The organism is Streptomyces sp. NPDC047917 (genome assembly GCF_043204345.1).
GTDB lineage: Bacteria > Actinomycetota > Actinomycetes > Streptomycetales > Streptomycetaceae > Streptomyces > Streptomyces sanglieri.
Window position 1 is genome coordinate 140,004 of sequence record NZ_JBIDCA010000019.1, and the last position, 17,724, is coordinate 157,727.

The following is a 17,724-nucleotide window of genomic DNA, read 5'->3' on the forward strand; positions in this document are numbered from 1 at the left end:
GGCGTATACGGACGCCATGCGCAGGCGGGCCGTACGCGGACGGTGTGCGCAGACGGCACACGCAAGCAGACATACGCGGACGGTGTGCGGAGACAGTGCGCGCAAGCAGATGTGCGCGGACGATGTGGGCGGGCAGGCGTACGCGGACGTGTGCGCAGCCGATGTGGGCGGGCAGGCGTACGCGGACGTGTGCGCAAGCAGGCGTACGCGGACGACGTGGGAAGGCGGCTGCGGGGGTGTTCCCCTCAGCCGCCCTCTCATTTCCCTTGCCCGCCGCGGTCGTTCGTTCCCTTCACCTCCTCCCTGTCCTGGGCTGCTCGTTCTTCGTGATCAGGCGGGCGCTCGCACCGGCGTGGTGGCTAGGCGGACTTCCTCAGTGTCTTCCCGGTGACCATCACCCCCGCCAGGACCGCTGCGGCCAGGGTGCCGGTGATCGCCGTGGTGATGGCCGCGCCGTTCAGGTGCAGGCTGACGGCGGACGAGGTGGCCTGGGAGAGTCCGGAGGCCATTCCCGCCAGCGGGGGCAGCGTCACCAGGACACCGAGGCCGGCGCCCACGACCACCAGCAGGGCGGTCTCACCGGCGGCCACCGCGAGGAGCTGGCGGACGGTGCCGCCGGCGGACTTCATCACCGCGTAGTCACGGCGGCGGCCGTGGGCTGCCATGGCCATGCTGTTGGCGACGGCGATCACGCTGTAGCCGACAGCGATGACGATGAGCATGGCGGCCAGGCTGTCGGTCAGCCTGGCATCGGTGTTGTAGTCGTCGAGGGCGTACTGCAGGGCGTCGTGCCGGGCGGTGCCCGGGACCGTGACGGAGGCGCTGCTGCCCGCCGGGACGAAGATGTCGTCGGTGAGCGCGGCCGGGTCGTGGGCCCGGACCAGGTCGCGGGCGACCACGAAGTCACCGCGGGCCGGGTCGTCGGGCAGGACGCTGCCGACCTTCAGACGGACGCTCGCGCCGTCGGCGAACCGGACCGGGACGCTCTGGCCCTGCCTCAGGCCCAGTTCGGAAGCGGTGCGCCGGCCCAGAACGGCCTCGCCCGGCCGGCTCCACCGGGCATCGCGGGTGCCCAGCACGTCCAGGACGGTCCGCTGCTCACCGACGAAGGCGCGCGTCGGCAGGGCCGCCTTGCCGACCGGGTTCGCGGCGACGACCTCGTCGGTGTTGCCGGGAGTGCCGTCGGGGGTGACGATCGTCTGCCCGGCGACCTTCAGGGCCTCGCCCGCCGGATAGGCCACCCGCATCGTCTCCACCACCCCGCTGAGCAGGACCGCGAAGCCGACGGCGGCGATCACGGGGGCCGCCAGGGAAGCGGCGCGGCGGGAGTTGGCGGTGAGTTCGCCGCGGATCAGGACGGCGGCGGCCGAACCGCGCTTGCGGAAGGGGGCGGTCAGAAGACGGCCGGCCGGGCCGACGAGGGCGGGGGCCAGCAGGGCGGCCGCGACGATGAGCGTCATGGTCGCGAAGAGCGCCATGGTGATACGGCTGTCGGCACCGGTGGTCGCGGTCGCAATGGCAAGGACGGCCCCCAGGCCGAGGACGGACAGCGCGGCGGTCCAACGACCCCGTCCCATACCGTTGTTGGCGGGGCGGCTGTCGAGCAGGGCTTCGATCGGCGCGACCTTCGCGGCCTTGCGGCCCGCGGCCCAGGCACCGGTGACGCTGACACCGACACCGACCGCGGAAGCGGTGAGCAGCGGCCAGGCCGCCACGGTGACCTCCATGCCCGGCGGGGTGACGTCCAGCCCCTTGAGGATGTCGCGCAGCAGCGGGGCGGCGGCGATTCCGGCCAGGCAGCCCATGGCCGAGCCGAGCAGACCGACCACGGCGGCCTCGCCGAGGATCATGCGGCGGATCTGGCCGGGGGCGGCTCCGACGGTGCGCAGCAGGCCGATCTCCCGGCGGCGCATGCCGGTCGACAGGACCAGCATGGAGGCGACGACGAAGACCGTGGTGAACAGGCCGAGGACGGCCATGGCGCCGATGAGCTGGACGCCGAGGTTGCGCTTGTGGTCGATGTACTGGGGCTGGAGTGCGGAGCGGGCGTCACCGGAGAGGACGGTGCCCTTCCCGTCGAGGGCCCGCTGTGCGCCGGAGACGATCGCGGCGCCGGACGCTCCCTCGTCCGCGATCAGTGCGAAGACGCCGACGCCGGGCTGCTGGCGGGCGGCGAATGCCTCGCTGAAGTAGTAGCCGGGGCCGTCGACGGTGCCGACGACGGTGAACCCGGTGCGGCCCCGGGTGATGTTGACGGTCAGTGCGCTGCCCGCTGCCACGCCCAGGGCGCGGTCGACGACCACCTCCCGGTCCCCGCTCGGGGCCCGGCCGGAGACCAGTCGGTAGGGCGCCGTCCGGGCGCTGTCCCAGCCGTGGCCGGCTTCCGCGGCGCCCTCGTCGGTGACGGGTCTGCCGCCGCGGATGGCCTGGGCGTAGAAGGATCGGTCCACCACGACGGCGGCGACCTCGGGGACCGCCTCCAGTGCGGCGCGGATCGGTGCGGCCTCGGCCGGGCCCCACGGAATCCGGTCCTCGGGGCTGCCGTCCCTGTCGAGAGCCTGCCCCGGCAGGACCAGGGCGGCGGCACCGGCGTAGCGGGGCTGGGTGGTGGGGCGGGAGGAGTCGTAGATGACCAGGGTGGTGGTGATGAGGGCCACGCCGACCAGGACTGCGAGGAAGGCGCCGAGGAATCCGGACCAGCGTTCGCGTACGTTCGCGATGATCAGCATCATGCCTCCAGCCGGGCCATGTGAGCGGCGATCACGGCGGCGTTGTTGTTCTGGTGGTCCTTGTCCAGCGGGATCCGGCCGGCGATCCGGCCGTCCTTGATGAAGACGACGACATCGGCCGCGGAGGCCGCCACGGGGTCGTGGGTGACCATCAAGGTGGTCTGGCCCTCCCGGTCGACCAGCATCCGCATCATGCGCAGCACCTCTCGGGAGGTGACGGTGTCCAGGGCGCCGGTGGGCTCGTCCGCGAACAGGACGTCGGGGCGGGTGACCAGGGCCCGGGCCAGGGCCACGCGCTGCTGCTGGCCGCCGGAGAGCTGACTGGGCCGGTGGTTCGCGCGCTCGGCCAGACCGACCGAGGCGAGCGCTTCCGCGACCTGCCCGGGCCCGGCCCTGCGGCCGGCGAACCGGGAGGGCAGTTCCACGTTCTGGGCCGCGGTCAGCGACTCGACGAGGTTGAACGCCTGGAAGACGAACCCGATGTGCTTGCGGCGCAGTTCGGTGCGCTGCTTCTCGCTCTGCCGGCCGATGTCGACTCCCGCGAGAACGATCCGGCCGTCGGTCGGATGGTCCAGCCCGGCCGCGCACTGCAGCAGGGTGGACTTTCCCGAGCCGGAGGGGCCCATGATCGCGGTGAACGTGCCGCGGGGGAAGCCGATGGAAATGCTGTCCAGCGCGGTCACCGCGTGGTCACCGCTGCCGTGGATCTTACGCACGCCGTGGAGTTCGACCGCGTCCTGCACAAGGGTTTGTGTCGTTGTCGTCATGCCCTGATCCCACCGCACGGGGCGGGGGCGGGGCACTGATCCGCCCGCTACTTCCGGGGTAGTGCCGGCACTACCCCGGCGACCCGAACTCCCGGGCTACGGTGGCCGCATGCGTCCCACAACGGCCTGGCAGGCCATGGCTCAGCGCCCCATGAGCTTTCTGACATCGAGCTGGCCCTGGAGGTCCCTGGCCTACCTGGTCAGCGGTGTCCTGTTCGGCACGGCAGCGGTGACGATCCTCGCCGCCTGCCTGGCAGCGGGAGTCCTGCTGCTGGTGGTGCTGATCGGGATCGCACCCCTGGTGGGTCTCGTGCTGGCCTCCAGCACAGTGGCCACGGTCGAACGCCACCGCCTGCGGCTGGTCGACCTCGACCGGCTCCCGGACCCGCACCGCCGCCCGGACGCCCGCGGCACGAAGGCATGGGTGGCCTGCCGGCTGAAAGAACCGGTGACCTGGCGAGAGCTGTTGTTCACCCTGCTCTCGACGGCCGCACTGTGGTGGCTGGACCTGATCGTGCTGGGCTTCACCTTCGCCGTGCCCGCCGTCTTCCTCAGCTCGCTGGACAGCGAGACCTGGCCCTGGGCGGTGTTCAGCGCGATCGTGCTGCTCGCATCGCCGTACACAGTCACCTCATGGGCCGGAGCACGCGCCGCGATGGCCCGCACCTTCCTGGCGCCACGCGACCGGGAACTCGGCGAGGAGCTGCGCGAAGTACGTGCCTCCCAGGTCCGCCTGCTCGACTCCTTCGACGCGGAACGCACACGCATCGAACGCGACCTGCACGACGGAGCACAACAACGGCTCGTGTCCCTGGGAATGACCCTCGCGATGCTCCGTCTGGACACCCCGGCGGACTCCCCCCAGTCCGAGCTGCTCACCCAGGCGGAGACCCAGCTCTCCGCCGCCCACCAGGAACTGCGGGCGCTGATCCGAGGGCTCAACCCGCCGGTACTGGCCGACCACGGGCTGGTCGCCGCGATCGAGGACTACGCCGCCCGGTTCCCGATCCCCGTCGCCGTCGACCTCCGGCTGCCCGAAAAGCTACCCAGAAAGATCGAAACGACCATGTACTACCTCCTCAACGAAGCGATGACGAACATCGCCAGACACAGCGGTGCCGCGACAGCGGAAGTCCGCGGCAGATACCATGCCGACCTGTTGATCTTCGACATCACCGACGACGGCCACGGCGGCGTGGACACGGAGGCCGGCACCGGCATCACCGGGCTGGCCGACCGGGTCCGGGCACTCGACGGCCGGATACGGGTATCGAGCCCGGCCGGAGGTCCCACCCTGCTGCATGTGGAGGTTCCATGTCACTACGCCTGATCGTGGCAGAAGACGCCGTACTGCTGCGCGAGGGCCTGATCGGGCTGCTCCAACGTGTCGGACACGACATCATCGCCGCGGTGGGTGACTCCGACTCCCTGATCTCGGCCACGCGCGCCGAACAGCCCGACCTGATCATCACCGACGTCCGGATGCCGCCGACACACAGCGACGACGGGCTCAGGGCCGCCGTGCAACTCCGCGGAGAATTCCCGGGGCTGCCCGTACTCGTCCTCAGCCAGTACGTGGAACGCTCCTACGCCCTGGGCCTTCTCGACTCGGGTGGCGGGACCGCGGTCGGCTACCTCCTCAAAGAGCGCATTGCCGCGGTGACGGACTTCACGACCGCGATCGAGCAGATCGCCAACGGCGGCACCGTCGTGGACCCCGAGGTCATCCAGCAACTCGTCCGGATACGGAAAGACCCTCTCGAAGCACTCAGTCCCCGTGAACGCGAAGTCCTCGGCCTGATCGCTCAAGGGCACACCAACAGCACCATCGCCACTCAGCTGTTCATCAGTCCCGCCGCCGTGAACAAACACATCGGCAACATCTTCGCCAAGCTCGACCTCCCCACCACCACCGACGGACACCGCCGGGTCCTCGCCGTACTCACCTACCTGCGGACCTGACCTCCCACACCACCGGACCACACAAAGGCCCCTGGCACGAAGCGGGGTGACATGGAGTCATCCGCGGGGCACGAGGGGGCGGGCCAATGATGACCGGGCGTATGGATCCACAACACATCGGCCCGTGCACGGTGCTGCGCGGGCTCGGCGGCGGCGGAATGGGCCTGGTGTATCTCGGCGTCGGCGGAGCGGGGAGCGCGCACGGTCTCGCGGCCGTGAAGGTGATCCGCCCCGAGTACGCCGAGGACCAGCAGTTCCGGCGCAGGTTCGCCCACGAGGCGCGGTCCCCGGCACGGGTCTCCGGCCGGGGGATCGCGGCGGTGCTGTCCGACGGGGGTGGACGAGAATCCGCCGTGGCCGGCCACCGAGTTCGCCCCCGGCCCCTCGCTGGGCGAGGCCGTCCGCGCGTACGGACCGCTGGAGGTGCGCCGGCGGTGCGAGATCGGTGCGGGCACCGAGAGAGTCGCCGTCGTCGGGAACACCGTCTGCGCGGGGAGGTCTCATCCGAGCATGCTCCTGGCTCCCGACTCCCGTACGGGAAGGCCGCGCTGGGAGGCGGCGCTGCGGGATCCGTCCGCCTTGCCGTGGGGCGAGGACGAAGCCCGGACCTCCTCGGAGATCCACATCAGCGGCCGCACCGCGTACTTCACCGCTCTCGGCCTGTACTCGTTCCGCATCGATTCCTGACTCGCCGCCCTCCGGACTCCGGTCCGCACCCCGTGCCGGCCCGTCAAATGCCTCCGTGTCCGTGCCGGCCCGTCCCGCGCCCGCCGACAATGGAAACGGCGCCCCCGCTGTGCAGGACGGCGAGCGGGTGCGCACCTGCGGCAATGACGCGGGATCCGGCGGTGAAGCGGTCGAGACAGGGAGCGAGACGATGACCGGCACGGCGGCGCACTTGCGCGGGATGCGGGACCTGGCTGTCCAGATCATGCACGAACGCGATCCCGACGCGTTGCACACCCTCGTCCTGGCGGAGCTGCTGCGGGCCTGCGACGCGGAAGCCGCCGTGAGCAAGGAGAGCGACTGGCAGCCGGACGAAGGCGAGATGTCCATCGTCACGGCACCGGCGGCACGATCCGTCTTCGACCATCCGCAGGCCCGCCGGCTCATCAGGATCGGCCGCCCGTTCGCCGAGCACTACGCCTCGACGGGAGATTCCGCCCCCCGGCAGGCGGATGCGCTGGGCCGTCTCCAGCACCTGCGTGATGTGCGCCGCTTCACCCCTGGGGGGCGCTTCGCCTTCGGAATCCCACTGCCTGGCGTCCACTCCCCCGTACGCGGCTACATTCTGTTCCGGCCGGACGCGGGCTTCGGCCCGGCGGCCCTCGCCTATGGCGCCGAGGTGCAGCCGCTCCTGATGGCGGTGGACCGGCAGCGCGTCCTGCTCGGCCAGTGGCGCGCCGGTGCGGCCGCCGTGTCGTCGGGCTGTCACGACTGCCGCGCGCCCGTTCCGGCGGACGCCGCGCCGTACGGGCTGACTCCCCGTGAGACGACGGTGCTGCTGCTCCTCGCGGACGCCCTCACCGCCGCCGCGATCGGACGGCGGCTCGGCATCACCGCTCGCACGGTCAACAAGCACATCGAGCGCATCTACCGCAAGCTCGGTACCCGCGACCGGCTCTCCACCGTGCACCGCGCCCGGCTGAGCGGGCTCCTGTCGACTCCCTGCCCCTTTCATCGGGAGTCGAGTGGGCTCCGGACCGCCTTCTGAACACCGAGGGCGGTCACCGGGCCGCTCACCGGCAGTTGTTCACGTAGAGCACCCAGCTCCAGTCGGCCGTGTCGTCCTGGGCGAAGGCTCCGCCGTCGACCCATCGGACCGTCGCGGTGTTGTCCTTGAACTGAGCGACGGTCCCGGTGGTCTGATTGTTGATCCAGGAGCCGACGGTGGTCCACGGGATCATGTAGTCCGAGCAGCTGACCATCTGGATCTGGTCGCCCCACCACTGCGAGTTCGCGAAGGCGCAGAAGGTCTTGCTGTTGCAGCTGTCGAGGATCTTCCTCGTCCCGGTGAGTTCCCGCGCGCGCTTCTCCCCGGGCAGGGTGACCACGACGGAGCTCCCGCCGCCGAGATCGATCTTGTTCGCCGCGATCTGTTCCCCGCCCATGGTGGTCAGGTAGTCGTCCACCCGGTGCTGAAGGGCAGCGGCTTCCGCGTCGGTGAGGCCTTCCTTGTGGGCCTGAGCCGCGAAGGTCGCGGCCCGGGACTCCCCGTCGGGTGCGGCGGCCGACGCGGTGCCGGCGACGTTCAAGCCGGTGAGCAGTGCGCACACGGAGGCGAGGGTGGCGATTTTGCGCAGCATCGATCTCTCCCCGTTTTCCTTCGGCCCGTGGTCTTCGGGCCCCGGTGGCAGGATGGCACGGCGGTGGGAGGGGAAGTAGGGACTCTTCATACGCACAAGTGCGTACGTTCGGTGCCGGTCCGTGTGTTGCCGAAAGCCGCCCCCGGCTCGTCCGTGGCAACTACAGCTCGCCCTCCGCATCCGCCTCCGGCAGCAGCGGACGGCCGATGTCCGGGCCCTGGCTCAGGCCGTTTCGCCCCGTGCGCGGAGGGCCGCCTCCAGACGGGCGATGTCCTCGCCGTCCTTGGTCCGCCGAGGCCGGGAAGGATCCCAGACGGGCGTCATTCGCTTGATCTCGATCTGGGCCAGCGGACCGATGATCGCGCATCGCAGACCACCGATACGGCCCGGCCCGGCGTCGAGCATCCCTTCGGGCCAGGGCGCACCGGCCCAGGGGCCTCCGGCAACCACCACACGGCCGGCCGCGTCCCGGTCCAGGAGCGTAAAGCTGCTCTCCAGACCGTTCTTGACGAAATCGAGCTGCAGATCGGGCGGCGACCCCGGGACCGGCTCATAGCCGTGCCTCGGCAACTCTCCTGCCAGGTCCCCGGCATCGTCCGCCCGAGCGAACCAGTCGATGTCCTCGTGGTCCCGCGTGATCTCGCCGAGGAAGAAGTCCATGGCCCATCCACCGCGAAGCCACATTGGGACGCCAAGAGCCCCGGCAACCTCCACGGCCTCGGCGATCAGGCGGAGCTGTTGATCAGCACGTCCCATGTCCACGATCGGCCAGGCTATCCGGCAACGGTTGTGCCGGGCACATGATTTGTCCCCCACAGAGCGGGCGACGCCGCCCGATGCGGCACGGCGTCCGAACGCGACCTGCCCGGCGGCGGCGTGGGCACCGCCGTCCCCTGTTCTCTCGGACGTGGTCGAGCCTGTTCTCCCCGACGTGGTCGAGCCGTCGATCGACGCGGCCCAAGGAGGGGCGGCCTCCGGAGGTGGAGGCCGCCCCGGTGTCCGGTCAGCGGGTGGCGAGGAGTTCGAGGGTGTCGATCACGCGGTTCGAGAAGCCCCACTCGTTGTCGTACCAGGCGACCACCTTGATGTGGCGGCCGTCGACGCGGGTGAGGGCCGAGTCGAAGATCGACGAAGCCGGATTGCCCGTGATGTCGGACGACACGAGAGCGTCGTCCGAGTATTCGAGCACGCCGGCCAGCGGCCCCTCGGCCGCCGCTCGGTACGCCGCCAGCACGTCGTCGCGCGTCACGTCGCGGCTGACGGTGGTGTTGAGTTCGACGATCGAGCCCACCGGGACCGGCACGCGGATCGAGTCGCCGGACAGCTTGCCGGCGAGGTTCGGCAGCACGAGGCCGATGGCCTTGGCGGCGCCCGTCGTGGTCGGCACGATGTTGACGGCGGCGGCGCGGGCGCGGCGGGCATCGCGGTGCGGGCCGTCCTGCAGGTTCTGCTCCTGCGTGTAGGCGTGCACCGTCGTCATGAAGCCGTGCTCGATGCCGGCGAGGTCGTCGAGCACCGAGGCCAGCGGCGCCAGCGCATTGGTCGTGCACGAGGCGTTCGAGACGACGGTGTGCGCGACCGGGTCGTACGCGTCCGTGTTGACCCCGAAAGCCAGCGTGACATCGGCACCGTCCGACGGCGCGCTGACGAGCACCTTCTTCGCGCCCGCGTCCAGGTGTCCACGGGCGGCCTCGGCCGACGTGAAGCGGCCGGTCGCTTCGAGCACGATGTCCACGCCGAGCTCGGCCCACGGCAGCTGTGCCGGCTCGCGCTCGGCGAGCACCGTGATGCGACGGCCGTCCACGACGAGGGCGTTACCGTCGACGGTCACCGGGCGGCCGAGCCGGCCGGCCGTCGTGTCGTAGGCGAGCAGCCGGGCGAGGGTGGCGGGCTCCGTGAGGTCGTTGACGGCGACGACTTCGAGAGCACTGTCGCGTTCGAGCAGCGCGCGCAGCACATTGCGTCCGATGCGGCCGAATCCGTTGACGGCGATGCGAGTCATGAGTGGTGTCCCTTCGGTTCGCCACCAGCCTCGCGTGCCGTATCCGCCCGTGACAGCGGCGTGATCGCCACGGTTCAAAAGGATCACGCCACGTGGTGCGGGCTACTCGCCCTGCGTGAACGTGCGCCGGTACTCGCTCGGCGTGGTGCCGAGGATGTGCTGGAAGTGCAGCCGCAGATTGGCACCGGTGCCCAGACCGACGTCGGTGGCGATCTGCTCGACGCTCCGCTCCGAACGTTCGAGCAGTTCGCGGGCCAGGTCGACGCGGGCGCGCATGACCCACTGCATCGGCGTGTACCCCGTGTCCTCGACGAAGCGCCGTGAGAACGTGCGCGGCGAGACCGCCGCGTGCCGGGCGAGCGCTTCGAGGGTGAGGGACTCGCCGAGCCGATGCAGCGCCCATTCGCGGGTGGCGGCGAACCGCTCCCCCAGTGGCTCGGGCACGCTGCGCGGTACGTACTGTGCCTGACCGCCGCTGCGGTAGGGGGCCGCGACCAGGCGCCGGGCCGCGTGGTTCGACGCTGCCACTCCGAGGTCGCCGCGCAGAATGTGCAGGCACAGGTCGATACCCGAGGCGGCACCGGCCGACGTCAGCACACTGCCCTCGTCGACGAACAGAACGTTCTCGTCGACTTGAACGAGCGGGTGCTTCGCCGCCAACGCCCGCGTGTAGTGCCAGTGTGTCGTGGCGCGCCTGCCGTCGAGCAGACCCGTGGCGGCGAGCGCGAAGGCACCCGTCGAGATCGCGGCGAGCCGCGCGCCCCGGGCGTGGGCGGAGATCAGCGCGTCGAGCACCGGGCGCGGGGGGTCGTCGCGGTCCGGGAGCCGGTAGCCGGGGACGAAGACGATGTCGGCCCACGCGAGCGCGTCGAGGCCGTGGGCGACGTGGTACGACAGCCCGTCGCCGCCGGTCACGAGACCGGGCGCCGCACCGCACACCCGCACTTCGTACGGCATGCTCGCCCGGGTCGTGAACACCTGTGCGGGAATGCCGACGTCGAGCGGTTTCGCCCCCTCAAGCACAAGGACGGCGACGCGATGCAAGCGGGAGACCACGGGAAACAGGGTACGTGGGAGTGCGGGAGCCTGGGTGCAGGGAGCCACAGGGAACGTGGGGGTGCAGGGGCCCACGGTGTCGCAGCACCAGGCTCCGAGCAGTCGGTCAGCGGCGGGCAGTGCTCCTGTCCGGCCCTTCTCTGCCTACCTGGGCGCACCCCAGTTGATGCATCCATACGAAAATCGGATGTAAATGACGCGCCGAAAACACTTCTTCGCGCCCCGGTCCGGCCTACCCCCACACCTCGCACTCCTGCCAAACTGGCCACGGCCCCGTCGTGCTCGCGGCGGCTCCGCCCTCGAAGGAGGCTCCTCCATGACGTGTGGAAACTGCGGCGCGGCCGCCGGCCAGGGCCCTGACGGGTCCTGGATCTGTTCCAACCAGTGCGGCTGGTCCTCCCGCGTCGTCGCAGCAACTCCGGAGATCACGACCACCCGGTGCAGCGGCTGCGACGCGGAAGTCCACGGACTCGACGGACGGTACGCGTGCGGGCTCTGCGGGTGGTCCAACCACTGGGCCGAAGGGCACCGTCCCCTTCCGGGCACAGACCCTGCCGAGGTCACAAACGTCCTGGGCTGAGCACGCGTCACTCATCACGCGCCACTCATCACGCGTCACGCGTCACGCGTCACGCGTCACTCATCACCCGCCACGTGCCATTCATCAGCTGGCAGGCTTCTGGAGAGGCGCCGGTCCGGTGGTGAGCAGGGCGGTGATCTCCTGGGCCAGTTCCGGGCCGAGTTCGCCCCAGCCGTCCTTGTAGCCGTAGACGCTCGCCAGGGTGCGGGCGTCGTAGTCGCCGTTCATGATCTCGATGTCGGTGGTGGTGATGAGTGCCGGGTGGGCGACGCCGACAGCTCCCGAGACCTTCAGCAGCTCCTTGCGCAGGGTGCGCAGGTAGACAGCGGCCCGGGTGGCCTTCGAGGGCGCGTCGACGCCGCGCACCAGCCACGGGTTCTGGGTGGCGATGCCGGTGGGGCACTTGTCGGTGTGGCACTTCTGAGCCTGGATGCAGCCGATGGACAGCATCGCCTCGCGGGCGACGTTGATCATGTCGACACCCAGGGCGAAGGCGACGGCGGCGTTCTCGGGCAGGCCCAGCTTGCCGGATCCGATGAAGGTGAGGTCGTCGGTGAGCCCCCGCTCCGCGAACGTGCTGTAGACGCGGGAGAAGCCCATCCGGAACGGCAGCGACACCGAGTCGGTGAAGATCAGGGGGGCCGCTCCGGTGCCGCCCTCGCCTCCGTCGATGGTCACGAAATCGACCCCGCGGTCGCCACGCGCCATCAGCATGGCCAGCTCTTCCCAGAAGCTCATCTCCCCCACGGCGCTCTTGATCCCGACCGGCAGACCGGTCTCGGCAGCGATCAGCTCCACGAAGTCGAGCATCGAGTCGACGTCGTGGAAGGCGGTGTGCCGGGACGGGGAGGCGCAGTCCTTGCCGGCCGGGATGCCGCGGATCTCGGCGATCTCGGGGGTCACCTTCGCGCCCGGCAGCATCCCGCCGAGCCCCGGCTTGGCGCCCTGGGAGAGCTTGATCTCTATCGCCTTGACCGGGGCGCCCGCGACCACGTCCTTGAGCTTGTCGAGGCTGAAGGTGCCGTCCTCGTTGCGGCAGCCGAAGTACGACGTCCCGATCTGGAGGATGAGGTCACCCCCGTTGCGGTGGTACGGCGAGAGGCCGCCCTCGCCCGTGTTCTGCATCGCGCCGGCCAGCGCCGCGCCCTTGTTGAGCGCGGTGATGGCCGCGCCGGACAGCGATCCGAAGCTCATCGCCGATATGTTCACGACGCTCGCCGGCCGGAAGGCCTTGGCGCGCCCGCGCGGTCCGCCCAGCACCTTGGCCGAGGGCAGCGGGGCCTGCGGGTCGTGCAGATCGGGCAGCGTGCCGGCGAACGTCCGCTGCTTCACGTACGCGTGCCCCTGCACGTGCTCGACGTCCACGTCGGTTCCGAACCCGAAGTAGTTGTTCTCTTCCTTCGCCGACGCGTAGATCCAGGTGCGCTGGTCGCGGCTGAAGGGGCGCTCTTCCTCGTTGGACGTCACGACGTACTGGCGCAGTTCCGGCCCGATCGTCTCCAGCAGGTACCGGGCGTGGCCGATCACGGGGAAGTTTCTGAGCAGTGCGTGCTTCTTCTGGGCGAGGTCGCGGGCAGCCACCAGCGCCAATGCTGTTGCGGCGGCCGCTCCGATGCTCCGAGCGCGCATGAACGTTCCTCTCCTCGGTTGCTCGATACCCGACTCCGTCGCTGTGCGGCGGACGTCGTGGACGTTGGGCGGCGGACACGGCCAGGCAGGCATCGGCGTCCGACGACGAAACGCCACATGATGGTAGAGGTCTCGCGGCTGGGCGGACGGGGCAGGGTGTGAGTCCGGCCGCCCTCCGTATCACCCAGGGCCTGTTTCGCCCGGTGTCCCGGCCGGGCGGTCACCTCACCGGCCTGAAGGCGAACGGTGGCGGCGTCCGATCCGCCCATCGGGCGCCGCCGTGGCCCGGGTACGGACGAACCTCGCGAATCGTCGAGGTGGTCACACGTCTCCGGGCCGCTGTCGGTGCGTTCCGGATCCGGTGGCGTTCCCGTTGCCGAGGGGCCAGGCCTCGATGTCACGGTAGTGGATCGGTCCCCGGCTGCGGCCGGCGTTGCTTCCGACCAGGTGCAGACGTTCGGTGGGCCACTGGCATCCGGCGAATCCGGCGAGCCCATCGGCGATTTCTCCTGCCGAGGATCGATCCCCTCGGCGGGCACGGGCCAACGTCAGATGGGGGCGCAGGGGGCGGTCCTCGAAGGCGACACCGCAGTTCTTGACGACGGCACGCACATCGGCCGCGAGCATGCGCAGCCCATCGAGGTCTCCGTCGATTCCGCTCCACAGCACCCGGTCGTCGAAGTTCCCGCTGCCGCGCAGTGCCAGACGGATCGGCCGGTGGTTCGCCGCGAGGTCGGCGAGAGGCGCGCGCAGGAGCGGAACTGTCCCGACCGGGAGCTCCCCGAGGAACGCCAGAGTGATGTGCCAGTCCTCGATGCGGTTCCATCGCATGCGAGGGTGCGTGCCGTAGGCGGGGCGCAGTTCCCGGGCGAGTTCTTCTTTCGCGTGGTCGGGCGGGGCGAGCGCGATGAACACGCGAACAGTCGCGGGCTGAGTCTGATCGTTCACACCGGACTTCGTACCGCACTCGGTAGTGAACGCGACGACCCGGGTACGGCAGAAGGGGCGCTCGCGGTCGCGAACGCCGAGGAAGCCGATTCCGAGGGTGGCGGCAGGCCGGTGTTCACCTGGGCGAACGGCCCCTGTTCCAGGTGCGCGGCTCGGCCCCACTAGAGTCCGATCGCGGACAGCTGATCAGTGAGGCCTCCTCGCACCGGCCGCGGCGCCCGGGCGCCGCCTCGTACGGCGGGGTGCCGCCTCACGCTCGACACGGAGGACACAGCACCATGAAGGGCAGCAACGCTGTCGTACTCGACGACCCGGTGGGCGCGTCGCTCCGGGGCCACCACGCGCACCTCGCCCGTGGACACGGCCGGGCGGTCACCTACCTTCCGGAAGTCGCGACCTTCTGCGCAGTGCCCGCCGAACCGGGGCCGGCGGATTGGGCCGAGCTCACCCAGCTGCTGGGGGCAGGCGGCTTCGCGGACATGTTCGACTGTCCGTCGATCCCCCCGTCGCACTGGGAACCCGTCTTCGTCCTCGAAGGGCGCCAGATGATACGGCCGGGCGCCGGCTCACCCGTTCCTTCCCCGGCCGGGTTCGGAGCCGACGTGGTCGAACTGGGCCCGGGCGATGTGCCCGAGATGCTCGATCTGGCCGGGCGAACCCAACCGGGACCGTTCTGGGCACGTACCCCCGAACTCGGCACCTACCTCGGCATCCGCGACAACGGCACGCTGGTGGCGATGGCGGGGGAACGGCTGCGGCCCCCGGGATGGACCGAGATCAGCGCGGTCTGCACCGATCCCGAAGCCCGCGGGCGAGGCCATGCCGCCCGTCTGGTCGACGCGCTCGCCGCGCGGATCGTGGCCCGGCACGAGCGTCCCTTCCTGCACGTGGCCGACAGCAACACCGCCGCCATCGCGCTCTACGAACGCCTGGGCTTCGAGACCCGCAAGCCGGTGACGTTCCGCGGGTTCCGCACCCCGGCCGGTTCGTAGCGCCCGTGCTGTGGCGGGCAGCAGGTACTCAAGCTCAGTGAGCGAGGCCGGGGTGAGCACGTATGCAGCAGCTCATCGAGCGGTGAACCGGTGCTGCTCGTACGGTCGGGCGTGGGCGCCCTGACAGGACGGTGCTTCCGGATCGGCCCTGCGGCCACTTCGCACGTTACGCGGGGCCGATCCGCCTGCCGGGAGCAGAGCATCGCAGGGCTCGGCCCGCGGCGTCCGGCGCCGACCGCCGCGAGCCGGACGGGACTTCGTGGACACGGCCCGGACGTCCGGGTCAGCCCTCGTCCTGGCCGGCGCTGCCCATCGGGCCGACCTTCATCTGGGAACCGGAACCGTCCGTGACGGGCAGCCTCGCGGCACCCGGCCAGTCGAGGGTGACCGACCTCGTCCGCCCACGAGTCGCGTCCAGAGGTGCGACTGGGACGTCATCGCCCGGGATCCCGGCCGGCTCCGTCTGGCGGCCTGGTGGGATCTAGCTCGCCACCACGGCTTGGAGCTGGTCTTCGACGATCCGGGCTTCGTCAGTTGTCCGTCGATGTTTCAAGGTCCGGTGTTCCGGGACCCTGCGGGCGAGGAGCGTGCGGGTGTCGCTCGTCAACTCGGTGGAGAACTGCCGATCATCGTCGCCTTCGAAGCGGACGCGGGTGGTCGGGAGCCTGTCCCGTGTCCCGTGTCCCGTGTCTCATGTCTCATGTCTCGTTGCTGCGGGAAGGCTCAAGATCGTGCACGAGACCGTTCCGAGGTATTGACGGGACGACGTTGCCCCTGGCCGGCGCCTCGCACCGTGGGCGCGGCCGCCTAAGTAGCCACCGTGACCAATGGGCGCGGCCGCCGAAGTAGCCACCGTGACCAGTGGTCGATGCTCGAACGGCCCGTGAGCCGCACGCCCCTCGCGGCTGTCCCCCCTGCCACTGCCCCCCCTGTCTCCGTCCCTGTCCCGCTTCACGCGTTCCTGCCCAGGTCGCTGGAGACGGTCACCCGCTGCCGGCCCGGCCACAGATCGTCATAGGCGGCATCCATGAACTCGGCCTGCACCCCGCGCAGCGTGGCCGCGTCGGCATCATCGCCCCGTACCGTTTCGGCAAGCCGGAACGCATAGCGGTAGGTGGCACCACGCAGCGGCTCCGTCCTGGCCGCCAGGTCGATCTCTGCCTGCGCGAGCCACAGCTCCTCCACGAGTTCGGCAAGCCGGCCGTTCCGGTCGCCGTCGCCGCCGTCGCCGTCGCCGTACTGGCCACCGCCGCCACCCGAGCGGGCAAGCGCTGCCTTTAGCGACCCGCCTCCGTCAGTCGGGCTCTCCTCCCCTGGCGCCGGCGACTCCCAAGCTGTCCATGTAGTCACGGGCCCGCGTGATCAGTCCGCCGTGGACGTGGAGAATCAAAAGACCGGGGACGGTGAAGTCAGTGTGTCCGGTCGGCAGTGTTCCCACCACGACGTGCTCGGCGATGATCACTTCCGGATCGGCGGTCTCGTAGGCCACGATCTGTCTGACCTCCTGGACCTGGACGGGGCTCGCACCCCAGGCCGCCCGGTATCCCGAGCGCACTGCCTCGCGTCCCTCGTAGCGCGGAGGGAACCCGGTAGAGGTGAACGGGAACTCGTGTACCGCGTCCAGTGCGTAGAGATCGGCGAGATCGTCTGCGGACTTGTCGAGCATGGCCCGGTAGTAGCGGTTCAGCACCTCGCGAGGGGTGCGAACGGCAGGTGTATCCGCATGCGACACAGGGAATCCATTCACTCAACGCTTGTTGAGCCACTTACGGTAGGGTCGGCGGGGAGTTCGGTCAACGGCTGTAGAGTAAATCGGTGTCCACTCCTCACCGGTCCCGCGCCGACCGCCGCCGAGCGACCGAGGCGCGCATCCTCGACAGCGCCCGGGAGCTGTTCGCCGAGAAGGGATTCGATCGCACCACCATCCGCGCGGTGGGGACTGCGTCGAGCGTCGACCCGGCCCTGGTCATGCAGTACTTCGGCTCGAAGCGCGAGCTTTTCGACCAAGCCATGCAGGCGTTTCCCGCACTGCCGGAAACCACTGACACCGACGCGCTCGTCGATCAGCTGCTGGCCACGCTCGGTCTCAAGCTCGGCGGCCTTCCCGAGGGCACGCTGGCGATGATTCGCTCCATGCTCACCGATCCGGCGGCAGCCGAATACGTCCGCGTCACCCTCGACCGGCAGATCGACAGCGTCGGCGCCGCCCTGTCCACAACCGAGGACGCCGAGCTGCGCGCCGCACTGTTCGTCACCGCCTTGCTGGGCGTCACCATCGGCCACCAGTTCCTCGGCCTGGCCGCTCTTCGCGATGTCCCGGCCGATCGCATCGCCGCCCTACTGCGCCCGGCGTTCAAGGCCCTGGCCGGACCTCCGAGCTGAAAACGGCGGCGCCGCCAACGCCCGGTGCGCTCATGCGATCCCGGGTTCGACGTCACGGCCGTGACCGAGGCCGAGGCGTCGGCATACCCGAGACGGACGTGGCCGGCTTCGTCCGTGCGGCCATGGCCACGGGGGTGACGCGGTCGCATTCGGCCTGGCCGGCGCTGTGCACGCCGGACGTGGCGTCGAGCCGGAGACAGCCGCCACAGGCGACCCCGGCCAGCGCCAGGGCGGTGTATCCGAGCATGCGCCTGACGCGGGGCCGGTGTGCACGGGAGCTCTTCTCGGGGGCCGGGTCGCTTGCGATCGGGGCGGCAGGTAATTGACGGGTCGTCATGGGTGATCACTCGGGCTTTCCGCGGCGGGTGGCC

The 17,724-nt window shown here is 70.4% G+C and carries 16 protein-coding genes and 1 pseudogene; 6 read left to right on the plus strand and 11 right to left on the minus strand.

Going from position 1 to position 17,724, the window contains the following annotated elements; translation table 11 throughout:
* Positions 1 to 359: 359 nt before the first annotated feature.
* Together ACGF8B_RS37360 and ACGF8B_RS37365 are read right to left on the minus strand one after the other, a co-directional pair.
* Complete coding sequence (locus ACGF8B_RS37360) at positions 360 to 2,732, minus strand: ABC transporter permease (protein WP_392746895.1); 2,373 nt, start codon at positions 2,730 to 2,732, stop codon at positions 360 to 362.
* Positions 2,729 to 3,496 carry an ABC transporter ATP-binding protein gene (locus tag ACGF8B_RS37365; protein WP_392746897.1) on the minus strand — a complete coding sequence of 256 codons (768 nt, stop codon included), beginning with the start codon at positions 3,494 to 3,496 and terminating at the stop codon, positions 2,729 to 2,731. The genes ACGF8B_RS37360 and ACGF8B_RS37365 overlap by 4 nt, the downstream gene beginning before the upstream one ends.
* Before the next feature lie 109 nt (positions 3,497 to 3,605).
* Here ACGF8B_RS37365 and ACGF8B_RS37370 point away from each other — a divergent pair, with 109 nt between their 5' ends.
* From ACGF8B_RS37370 to ACGF8B_RS37385, 4 genes are all read left to right on the plus strand, one after another.
* Positions 3,606 to 4,826: a sensor histidine kinase gene (locus ACGF8B_RS37370; protein ID WP_392746899.1), complete on the plus strand. Its 1,221-nt coding sequence runs from the start codon at positions 3,606 to 3,608 to the stop codon at positions 4,824 to 4,826.
* Entirely contained in the window at positions 4,811 to 5,458 is a 648-nt protein-coding gene (locus ACGF8B_RS37375) for a LuxR C-terminal-related transcriptional regulator (RefSeq protein WP_392746900.1), read from the plus strand. The genes ACGF8B_RS37370 and ACGF8B_RS37375 overlap by 16 nt, the downstream gene beginning before the upstream one ends.
* Before the next feature lie 336 nt (positions 5,459 to 5,794).
* The gene (locus ACGF8B_RS37380; protein WP_392746902.1) at positions 5,795 to 6,145 is read left to right on the plus strand and encodes a hypothetical protein; all 351 of its coding nucleotides are present in this window, start codon (positions 5,795 to 5,797) and stop codon (positions 6,143 to 6,145) included.
* A gap of 55 nt (positions 6,146 to 6,200) precedes the next feature.
* On the plus strand, positions 6,201 to 7,172 hold the full coding sequence (locus tag ACGF8B_RS37385; RefSeq protein ID WP_392746904.1) for a LuxR C-terminal-related transcriptional regulator: 972 nt from the start codon (positions 6,201 to 6,203) through the stop codon (positions 7,170 to 7,172).
* A 25-nt stretch (positions 7,173 to 7,197) separates the two neighbouring features.
* Here the strand turns inward: ACGF8B_RS37385 and ACGF8B_RS37390 are convergent, their stop codons facing one another.
* From ACGF8B_RS37390 to thpR, 6 genes are all read right to left on the minus strand, one after another.
* Positions 7,198 to 7,764, minus strand: coding sequence for a hypothetical protein (locus tag ACGF8B_RS37390; RefSeq protein ID WP_392746906.1), 567 nt, complete (start codon positions 7,762 to 7,764; stop codon positions 7,198 to 7,200).
* A gap of 222 nt (positions 7,765 to 7,986) precedes the next feature.
* Positions 7,987 to 8,520 (minus strand): nucleotidyltransferase domain-containing protein, encoded by a 534-nt coding sequence (locus ACGF8B_RS37395; protein ID WP_392746907.1) that lies wholly within the window; start codon positions 8,518 to 8,520, stop codon positions 7,987 to 7,989.
* Between the two features lie 247 nt (positions 8,521 to 8,767).
* A complete protein-coding gene (gap, locus tag ACGF8B_RS37400; protein WP_392746909.1) occupies positions 8,768 to 9,766 on the minus strand; it encodes a type I glyceraldehyde-3-phosphate dehydrogenase in 999 nt (332 codons plus the stop codon).
* Between the two features lie 102 nt (positions 9,767 to 9,868).
* On the minus strand, positions 9,869 to 10,822 hold the full coding sequence (locus ACGF8B_RS37405; protein WP_392746910.1) for a GlxA family transcriptional regulator: 954 nt from the start codon (positions 10,820 to 10,822) through the stop codon (positions 9,869 to 9,871).
* 664 nt (positions 10,823 to 11,486) lie between these two features.
* Positions 11,487 to 13,031, minus strand: a complete 1,545-nt coding sequence (locus ACGF8B_RS37410; RefSeq protein WP_392746911.1) for an FMN-binding glutamate synthase family protein — start codon at positions 13,029 to 13,031, stop codon at positions 11,487 to 11,489.
* Between the two features lie 321 nt (positions 13,032 to 13,352).
* Positions 13,353 to 13,979 (minus strand): RNA 2',3'-cyclic phosphodiesterase, encoded by a 627-nt coding sequence (gene thpR, locus ACGF8B_RS37415; RefSeq protein WP_392746913.1) that lies wholly within the window; start codon positions 13,977 to 13,979, stop codon positions 13,353 to 13,355.
* Positions 13,980 to 14,257: 278 nt separating this feature from the next.
* Here thpR and ACGF8B_RS37420 point away from each other — a divergent pair, with 278 nt between their 5' ends.
* Positions 14,258 to 14,971, plus strand: a complete 714-nt coding sequence (locus ACGF8B_RS37420; RefSeq protein ID WP_392746914.1) for a GNAT family N-acetyltransferase — start codon at positions 14,258 to 14,260, stop codon at positions 14,969 to 14,971.
* Between the two features lie 283 nt (positions 14,972 to 15,254).
* On the opposite strand, the pseudogene ACGF8B_RS37425 reads toward ACGF8B_RS37420, so the two are convergent.
* From ACGF8B_RS37425 to ACGF8B_RS37435, 3 genes and pseudogenes are all read right to left on the minus strand, one after another.
* Positions 15,255 to 15,368: pseudogene (locus ACGF8B_RS37425) on the minus strand (DUF4232 domain-containing protein); the annotation flags it as partial.
* Positions 15,369 to 15,922: 554 nt separating this feature from the next.
* Positions 15,923 to 16,321 (minus strand): hypothetical protein, encoded by a 399-nt coding sequence (locus tag ACGF8B_RS37430; RefSeq protein ID WP_392746915.1) that lies wholly within the window; start codon positions 16,319 to 16,321, stop codon positions 15,923 to 15,925.
* Positions 16,266 to 16,703, minus strand: a complete 438-nt coding sequence (locus ACGF8B_RS37435; RefSeq protein WP_392746917.1) for a nuclear transport factor 2 family protein — start codon at positions 16,701 to 16,703, stop codon at positions 16,266 to 16,268. Before ACGF8B_RS37435 ends, ACGF8B_RS37430 begins: the two co-directional genes overlap by 56 nt.
* Before the next feature lie 83 nt (positions 16,704 to 16,786).
* Between ACGF8B_RS37435 and ACGF8B_RS37440 the strand changes: the two genes are divergently transcribed.
* Entirely contained in the window at positions 16,787 to 17,353 is a 567-nt protein-coding gene (locus ACGF8B_RS37440) for a TetR/AcrR family transcriptional regulator (RefSeq protein WP_392746918.1), read from the plus strand.
* Positions 17,354 to 17,724 lie beyond the last annotated feature (371 nt).

Coding starts and splice junctions, on each gene's coding strand:
- ACGF8B_RS37410 (WP_392746911.1), bottom strand. CDS start 13,031: ATGCGCGCTCGGAGCATCGGAGCGGCCGCCGCAACAGCATTGGCGCTG.
- gap (WP_392746909.1), bottom strand. CDS start 9,766: ATGACTCGCATCGCCGTCAACGGATTCGGCCGCATCGGACGCAATGTG.
- ACGF8B_RS37365 (WP_392746897.1), bottom strand. CDS start 3,496: ATGACGACAACGACACAAACCCTTGTGCAGGACGCGGTCGAACTCCAC.
- ACGF8B_RS37390 (WP_392746906.1), bottom strand. CDS start 7,764: ATGCTGCGCAAAATCGCCACCCTCGCCTCCGTGTGCGCACTGCTCACC.
- ACGF8B_RS37395 (WP_392746907.1), bottom strand. CDS start 8,520: ATGGGACGTGCTGATCAACAGCTCCGCCTGATCGCCGAGGCCGTGGAG.
- ACGF8B_RS37360 (WP_392746895.1), bottom strand. CDS start 2,732: ATGATGCTGATCATCGCGAACGTACGCGAACGCTGGTCCGGATTCCTC.
- ACGF8B_RS37375 (WP_392746900.1), top strand. CDS start 4,811: ATGTCACTACGCCTGATCGTGGCAGAAGACGCCGTACTGCTGCGCGAG.
- ACGF8B_RS37370 (WP_392746899.1), top strand. CDS start 3,606: ATGCGTCCCACAACGGCCTGGCAGGCCATGGCTCAGCGCCCCATGAGC.
- ACGF8B_RS37420 (WP_392746914.1), top strand. CDS start 14,258: ATGAAGGGCAGCAACGCTGTCGTACTCGACGACCCGGTGGGCGCGTCG.